Below are 7,324 nucleotides of genomic sequence, written 5' to 3'. Positions count from 1 at the left end.
GAACTCGGCAAAATGCCCCCGTAACTTCGGGAGAAGGGGGGCCACGTCTGGTGATCACTCTTGCAGTGTGAGCTGGGTGTGGCCGCAGAGACCAGCGAGAAGCGACTGTTTACTAAAAACACAGGTCCGTGCGAAGCCGTAAGGCGATGTATACGGACTGACGCCTGCCCGGTGCTGGAACGTTAAGGGGACCGGTTAGCTCCATTTCGGTGGGGCGAAGCTGAGAACTTAAGCGCCAGTAAACGGCGGTGGTAACTATAACCATCCTAAGGTAGCGAAATTCCTTGTCGGGTAAGTTCCGACCTGCACGAATGGCGTAACGACTTCTCGACTGTCTCAACCATAGGCCCGGTGAAATTGCACTACGAGTAAAGATGCTCGTTTCGCGCAGCAGGACGGAAAGACCCCGGGACCTTTACTACAGTTTGATATTGGTGTTCGGTTCGGCTTGTGTAGGATAGGTGGGAGACTGTGAAGCTTGGACGCCAGTTCAGGTGGAGTCGTCGTTGAAATACCACTCTGGTCGTGCTGGATGTCTAACCTGGGTCCGTGATCCGGATCAGGGACAGTGTCTGATGGGTAGTTTAACTGGGGCGGTTGCCTCCCAAAGGGTAACGGAGGCGCCCAAAGGTTCCCTCAGCCTGGTTGGCAATCAGGTGTTGAGTGTAAGTGCACAAGGGAGCTTGACTGTGAGACCGACGGGTCGAGCAGGGACGAAAGTCGGGACTAGTGATCCGGCGGTGGCTTGTGGAAGCGCCGTCGCTCAACGGATAAAAGGTACCCCGGGGATAACAGGCTGATCTTCCCCAAGAGTCCATATCGACGGGATGGTTTGGCACCTCGATGTCGGCTCGTCGCATCCTGGGGCTGGAGTCGGTCCCAAGGGTTGGGCTGTTCGCCCATTAAAGCGGTACGCGAGCTGGGTTTAGAACGTCGTGAGACAGTTCGGTCCCTATCCGCTGTGCGCGTAGGAGTCTTGAGAAGGGCTGTCCCTAGTACGAGAGGACCGGGACGGACGAACCTCTGGTGTGCCAGTTGTCCTGCCAAGGGCATGGCTGGTTGGCTACGTTCGGGAGGGATAACCGCTGAAAGCATCTAAGCGGGAAGCCTGCTTCGAGATGAGGACTCCCACCCACTTGATGGGGTAAGGCTCCCAGTAGACGACTGGGTTGATAGGCCGGATATGGAAGCCAGGTGACTGGTGGAGTTGACCGGTACTAATAGGCCGAGGGCTTGTCCTCAGTTGCTCGCGTCCACTGTGTCAGTTCTGAAGTAACGAACATGCCGGGACCATGTGGATGGTCGGTCGGGTTCGACATCTTCATAGAGTTTCGGTGGTCATAGCGTCAGGGAAACGCCCGGTTACATTCCGAACCCGGAAGCTAAGCCTTTCAGCGCCGATGGTACTGCAGGGGGGACCCTGTGGGAGAGTAGGACACCGCCGAACAAATCTTGAAGCCTCAACCCCCGGGTGAAAACCCGGGGGTTGAGGCTTTTTCGCGTTCCCCCGCTCCCTGACCGTGATCTCGGTTTCCTAGGCTGGAGGGCATGCGCTACGACCTCGTGATCTTCGACAACGACGGTGTCCTCGTGGACAGCGAGCCCCTGTCGAACACGATCCTCGCCGCTTACCTCACCGAGTTGGGACACCCCACCTCCTACGCGGAATCCGTTCGCGACTACATGGGCGCCGCGGTGCACCGGGTGCATGACCTCGTCCTGGAACGGACCGGGAAGCGGCTCCCCGACGACTTCGACGAGACGCTGCACGCCCGCGTGTTCGCCGCCTTCGAGCGTGAGTTGACGCCCGTCGCAGGGGTCGTCGACGTACTGGACGAGCTCACGACCGACGGGGTGCCGTACTGCGTCGCGTCCTCCGGGAGCCACGAGCGCATCCGGGTCGGGCACCGCAAGACCGGGCTGGACACCTGGTTCCGTGCGGGGAGCGTCTTCAGCGCCCAGGACGTGGGGCGCGGAAAGCCGGCACCGGACCTGTTCCTCCACGCCGCCGAGCGGATGGGCGTCGCACCCGCGCGATGCGTCGTGGTCGAGGACAGCCCCCTCGGTGTCACCGCGGCGCTGGCGGCGGGGATGGACGTGTACGGCTTCACCGCGATGACGCCGGCCGCGAAGCTCGCGGGGGCGCATGGATTCTTCGCCGACATGACCGAACTCCATGGATTGCTCGCCTGATCCATCTACCCATGGGTAGTTGAGCGCCCTACGCTGTGCGGCCATGACGGACGCGCGGTTGCGGCACGGTCGGGCCTCGTTGGCGCTGAGCTTCTTCGTCCAGGGCGTGGCCTTCGCTCTCCTGGTGACGCGCATACCCGCCATCCAGGACCGCTACGGGATATCCGACGCACTGCTTCCGGTCTTCCTGGCAGCCGTGCCGATCCTCGCCGGGGTCGGCAGCGTGGTGACCGAGAAGATCGTCGCGCGCCGTCCGCCAGGAGCGGTGCTGCGGTGGTCGCAACCGGTCGTGCTGCTCTCCCTGTCGGCCGTGGGCGCCGGCAGCAGGGTGTGGCAGGTCGCCCTGGCGCTGGGGGCGTTCGGGCTCGCCGTCGGCGCACTGGACGCCTCGATGAACATGCTCGGTGTCAGCCTGCAGCACTCGTACGGCCGCAGCATCATGCTCGGATTCCACGCCACATACAGCTTCGGGGGGATTGTCGGTGCCTCCCTCGCCTGGGCGGGTGCCCACTGGGACCTGCCGCTCGTGATGTCGTACCTGCCGGTGGTCCTGGTGCTGCTGCCCGCGGCGTTGCTCGGGAGCCGGTGGTACCCGGACGCGGCCGGTCCGGCGTCCGGAAACGGCTCGGCGGATGTGGAGGGCGGTGACACCGCCCTGCCGTTCAGGCTGCTACTGCCGCTGTGCATGGTGATGGCCTTCGCCTACATCGGGGACTCCACCGTGTCGAACTGGAGCGCGAAGTACCTCCAGGACGTGCTCGGGGGTTCGGAGGAGCTGGCTACGGTCCCGTACAACGCCTACATGGTGACCACGTTGCTCGGGCGGGCCGTGGGAGATCTCGGCGTCCGGCGGTTCGGGGCGGCGGCGGTCGTCCGGTGCGGGACGGTCCTGGCGACGGGCGGGTTCGCCGTGGTGGCGGTGGCGCCGGGACCGTGGGTGGGTCTCGCCGGATTCACGCTGCTCGGTCTGGGCCTGTGCGTGATCGTGCCGCAGACGTTCGCCGCGGCGGGGCGGCGCGCTGTCGCGAACGGCGGCCCCGGGGCGAGCAACACGGCTGTCGCACGGCTCAACGTCTTCAACTACGTGAGGTTCTTGATCGGGGCACCGTTGGTCGGAGGACTGGGCGACGCGTGGAACTACCGGGGAGCGATGCTCGTCCCGATGGTGTTGGTGCTCGTGACGTTGCTGTACGCCAGGTCGTTCGGGCCGGAGCCCGACCGATACGGTGTCGACCATGAGCGGCCGCGCACTGTTGATGTGGGACGAAGCGGTAACGAAGTATGACTTCGGGCCCAGTCATCCGATGGATCCGGTTCGGCTCGCGCTGACCATGGGGTTGGTGCGGGCCTACGGACTGGACCGCGAAGTGGACGTGGTGGCGGGCAAGCCGGCCGGCGATTCCACGCTGCGGCTCGTCCACCGCGAGGACTATGTCGCGGCCGTGCGGTCCGCGTCCGGGAATCCGCGTGCCGCCGACCAGTCGTACGGGCTGGGCACGATGGACGATCCGGCCTTCGCGGGCATGCACGAGGTGTCCGCGCTGATCGCGGGCCAGTCGGTGGGTGCGGCCGAGGCGGTGTGGCGGGGCGAGGCCCCGCACGCCGTGAACTTCGCCGGCGGACTGCACCACGCCATGCCGGGGGCGGCCTCGGGCTTCTGCATCTACAACGACGCCTCGCTGGCGATCGCGCGGCTGCTGGAGCTGGGCGCCGAGCGGGTCGCCTACGTCGATGTCGACGTGCACCACGGCGACGGTGTGCAGGCGGCCTTCTGGGACGACCCGAGGGTGCTGACGATCTCCCTGCACGAGCATCCCGGGATGCTCTTCCCGGGCACGGGATGGCCGGAGGAGACGGGCGGCCCGGGGGAGGCCGAGGGTTCCGCGGTGAACGTGGCGCTGCCCGCGGGGACCGGGGACGAGGGGTGGCTGCGCGCGTTCCACGCCGTCGTACCCGAGCTGCTGGCGGACTTCCGGCCGCAGGTCCTGGTGACGCAGCACGGGGCGGACACGCACTTCGAGGACCCGCTGGCGCATCTTGCGGTGTCACTGGACGCCCAGCGGCTGGTCCAGGAGGCCTGCCACGCGCTCGTCCACGAGTACGTGGAGGACGGGCGCTGGGTGGTACTCGGCGGGGGCGGTTACGCCGTCGTGGACGTCGTACCGAGGTCCTGGACCCATCTCGTCGGGATCGCGGCCCATGCGCCCGTGGCCCCGGAGTCCGTGATCCCGTCCTCGTGGCGCGACGAGGTGTACGCGCGGACACGGCAGTTGGGGCCCGGCCGGATGACGGACGGGCGCTCTCCGACGTGGCGGTCCTGGGAGGACGGCTACGACCCGGCGGACCGGCTGGACCAGGCGGTCCTCGCGACCCGGAGGGCGGTCTTCCCACTGCGGGGCCTGCTGGCCTGAAGGTCCGCGGTCGCGGAGGGCGGTCCGAGGCCGTTACGCCGACTGTGGGGATCCGACCGGTTTCCGGGGTGCGGTGCCGGGCTCTGCGGGACCATCGTCGCTGTGTTGAGCAGAGGGGCGCTGCGGGCGCATCTGTTGGCGGCAGGGCTCGCCGGCCCGGTGGCGACGTCCCGGGAGCGGAGCCTGCGGAGCTACCGGCTGTTCGCGGCGCGGGATCCGAGGGCCACGCTCGGGCTCGATCCCGAACGGGTCTGGAGCGAGCGGGATCTGATCACGTTGATGGCGGACAGGTGCGGGGTCTCCGGGGACCCGGCGCATGTTTCCGGTCAGGACGTGATCGACCCGGAGCGCACGTTGAGCGGGCTCGACGCGTTCGCCGGGCGGTTGGCGGCGGTCGCGGAACGGCGCGGGAGCGTGCTGTTCGGGACCGGGCATCCGCACAGGCTGCTTGGGTTCTACGCCGCGCTGGCAGACGCCCTGTCGGCGGCGGGCTGTCTCGTTCTCACACCCGCGCAGGGGCGATGTGTCGACATAACGACCCGGTTCGGCGTACGTACGCACACCATCGACTACGTAGGGGGAGTCGCGGTGGTGCGGGAACCCGGAGCGCGTGAGCCGGGGGGTGCGACCGGCGTGCACACCCATTCACCCCTGCCGGTACGGGCCGCGCTGGAAGGCGTCGCGGAGTCCGGGGACCCTCTGCCGGAGTTGGTCGTCGGCGACCACGGCTGGGTCTGCGGTGCAGGTCAGCTCGGTTTCGAGGTCATCGGACTGGCGGACACGGACGACCCCGCGCTGTTCGTCGGCGAGGCCGAAGGGCATGTCTCCGTCGCCGTGCCCCTCGATGACGCTGTGCGGTCCGATTACTACCAGCCGCTTACTCGCTATGTACTCAATCGAGCGTGTCTGTCACAGTAAACGGCCGATGGCTGCTCCTCTTCCCCACTCGCACCACCCGCCCCTACTCTGGGAGTGAGCGCACCGCGACGAAGAGTCACCGGAGGGGAAGCCGGTGTGCGTCGTGTGCGGAAGGTACAGGTGGGTCATGGCTGCTGGCGAAAGGCCTCTCAACGAGGTCAAGTTCCTGACCGTGGCGGAAGTCGCCTCGGTGATGCGCGTGTCGAAGATGACCGTGTACCGCTTGGTGCACAGCGGTCATCTGCCGGCGATCCGGGTGGGCAGGTCCTTCCGGGTCCCGGAGCAAGCGGTTCACGAGTACCTCCGGGAATCCTTCGTGGGGGTCGAATCGGCCTGAGACGCCCCTCGGATTACAGGCTCGGAGCTCGGGCCGGTAGGCTAGGCCGACGTAGGTCGTGTGGGCCCAGACGCCCCGCACCGAGTGAAGAGAAGTGAGCGAGGGTAGTCGTGGGCTCTGTTATCAAGAAGCGGCGCAAGCGGATGGCCAAGAAGAAGCACCGCAAGCTGCTCAAGCGCACGCGCGTTCAGCGTCGCAACAAGAAGTAAGCGGCAGCTGTCCGCATACGTCGTGGCCCCTTTCACCTGCACGGTGGAGGGGCCACGGTGCTTCTTCCGGCCGGCCGTGTCGTGCGTTGGGATCAAAGAGCAGGGAACAAGGCCCTGCGGTCATCACAGCGCAACGTCAACCCGCTACGGTGACGCATAGCCAGGACCGAACGGAAGGCGCTGATCTTGGGCAAGGTCGTGCTTGTCACCGGTGTGGCCCGGCAACTCGGGGGCCGCTTCGTACGCCGCATCCAGCGGGACCCCGAAGTGGCACGGGTGGTGGGCGTCGACGCGGTGACTCCCGAGCACCGTCTCGGCGGAGCCGATTTCGTGCGGGCCGACATCCGACAGCCCGCCATAGCGCGCGTCCTTGCCGAACACGACGTGGACACCGTGGTCCATCTCGACGTCACGGGCACACCGCTCGGGTCCGGGGGCCGTACGGCGGTCAAGGAGACCAACGTCATCGGCACCATGCAGCTGCTCGGTGCCTGCCAGAAGTCGCCGACCGTCCGGCGCCTGGTCGTCAAGTCCAGTACGAGCGTGTACGGCTCCGCCTCCCGCGACCCGGCCGTCTTCACCGAGACGACGCCCCCCAAGTCCCTGCCGAGCGGCGGCTTCGCCAAGGACGCGGTCGAGGTCGAGGGGTACGTACGCGGCTTCGCCCGCCGCAGGCCGGATGTGGCGGTGTGCGTGCTGCGTTTCGCCAACATCCTCGGACCGCGCGCCGACTCGCCGCTGGCGGACTACTTCTCGCTGCCCGTCATGCCGACCGTCCTGGGCTATGACCCCCGGCTGCAGTTCGTCCACGAGGACGACGTCGTCGACGTGCTGCGGATCGCCTCCCACGAGCCCCGCCGCGGCACGCTGAACAGCGGCACGTTCAACATCGCGGGCGACGGCGTGCTGCTGCTGTCGCAGTGCTCGCGGAGACTCGGCCGCCCCACGGTGCCGGTGCTGCTGCCGGCCGTGACCTGGGTCGGTTCGGCGCTGCGGACGGTCGGCATCACCGACTTCTCGCCGGAGCAGATCCGGCTCCTCACGCACGGCAGGGTGGTCAGCACCGTGCAGATGCGCGAGACACTGGGCTTCAACCCTGCCTACACGACCGCGGAGACGTTCGCGGACTTCGCGCGCAGCCACGGGCCCGGCCTGCTGCCGCCGGAGACCCTGGCGAGGGCGGTCGACAAGGTCGCCGCGCTCTCGCCGGCCGGTGGCGCCACCCCTCAGAGCGCCGGATAAGGAGCGCGAGCAAC

General features: G+C 67.2%; 7 protein-coding genes and 2 rRNA genes (1 of these 9 running past the window's edge). All 9 read left to right on the top strand.

The window, feature by feature from the left end; all coding sequences use genetic code 11:
* Positions 1 to 1,241 (top strand): 23S ribosomal RNA (locus O7595_RS13995); it begins 1,882 nt to the left of the window's first position.
* A gap of 89 nt (positions 1,242 to 1,330) precedes the next feature.
* Positions 1,331 to 1,447, top strand: a 5S ribosomal RNA gene (rrf, locus tag O7595_RS13990).
* A 101-nt stretch (positions 1,448 to 1,548) separates the two neighbouring features.
* The gene (locus O7595_RS13985) at positions 1,549 to 2,193 is read left to right on the top strand and encodes an HAD family hydrolase (RefSeq protein ID WP_269729020.1); all 645 of its coding nucleotides are present in this window, start codon (positions 1,549 to 1,551) and stop codon (positions 2,191 to 2,193) included.
* A gap of 43 nt (positions 2,194 to 2,236) precedes the next feature.
* Positions 2,237 to 3,478: an MFS transporter gene (locus O7595_RS13980; RefSeq protein WP_269729019.1), complete on the top strand. Its 1,242-nt coding sequence runs from the start codon at positions 2,237 to 2,239 to the stop codon at positions 3,476 to 3,478.
* Complete coding sequence (locus tag O7595_RS13975) at positions 3,429 to 4,604, top strand: acetoin utilization protein AcuC (protein WP_269729018.1); 1,176 nt, start codon at positions 3,429 to 3,431, stop codon at positions 4,602 to 4,604. The genes O7595_RS13980 and O7595_RS13975 overlap by 50 nt, the downstream gene beginning before the upstream one ends.
* Before the next feature lie 102 nt (positions 4,605 to 4,706).
* The gene (locus O7595_RS13970) at positions 4,707 to 5,522 is read left to right on the top strand and encodes a phosphatase (protein ID WP_269729017.1); all 816 of its coding nucleotides are present in this window, start codon (positions 4,707 to 4,709) and stop codon (positions 5,520 to 5,522) included.
* 127 nt (positions 5,523 to 5,649) lie between these two features.
* Positions 5,650 to 5,859 (top strand): helix-turn-helix domain-containing protein, encoded by a 210-nt coding sequence (locus O7595_RS13965; RefSeq protein ID WP_158687078.1) that lies wholly within the window; start codon positions 5,650 to 5,652, stop codon positions 5,857 to 5,859.
* A 110-nt stretch (positions 5,860 to 5,969) separates the two neighbouring features.
* Positions 5,970 to 6,068, top strand: coding sequence for a 30S ribosomal protein bS22 (locus O7595_RS13960; RefSeq protein WP_003948845.1), 99 nt, complete (start codon positions 5,970 to 5,972; stop codon positions 6,066 to 6,068).
* Positions 6,069 to 6,254: 186 nt separating this feature from the next.
* Positions 6,255 to 7,310: an NAD-dependent epimerase/dehydratase family protein gene (locus tag O7595_RS13955; protein WP_269729016.1), complete on the top strand. Its 1,056-nt coding sequence runs from the start codon at positions 6,255 to 6,257 to the stop codon at positions 7,308 to 7,310.
* Positions 7,311 to 7,324: the final 14 nt, after the last annotated feature.

The organism is Streptomyces sp. WMMC940 (genome assembly GCF_027460265.1).
In the GTDB taxonomy this organism is placed as follows: Bacteria; Actinomycetota; Actinomycetes; order Streptomycetales; family Streptomycetaceae; genus Streptomyces.
This window is presented reverse-complemented; position numbering and strand designations above follow the sequence as displayed.

Coding starts and splice junctions, on each gene's coding strand:
- O7595_RS13985 (WP_269729020.1), top strand. CDS start 1,549: ATGCGCTACGACCTCGTGATCTTCGACAACGACGGTGTCCTCGTGGAC.
- O7595_RS13980 (WP_269729019.1), top strand. CDS start 2,237: ATGACGGACGCGCGGTTGCGGCACGGTCGGGCCTCGTTGGCGCTGAGC.
- O7595_RS13975 (WP_269729018.1), top strand. CDS start 3,429: ATGAGCGGCCGCGCACTGTTGATGTGGGACGAAGCGGTAACGAAGTAT.
- O7595_RS13965 (WP_158687078.1), top strand. CDS start 5,650: ATGGCTGCTGGCGAAAGGCCTCTCAACGAGGTCAAGTTCCTGACCGTG.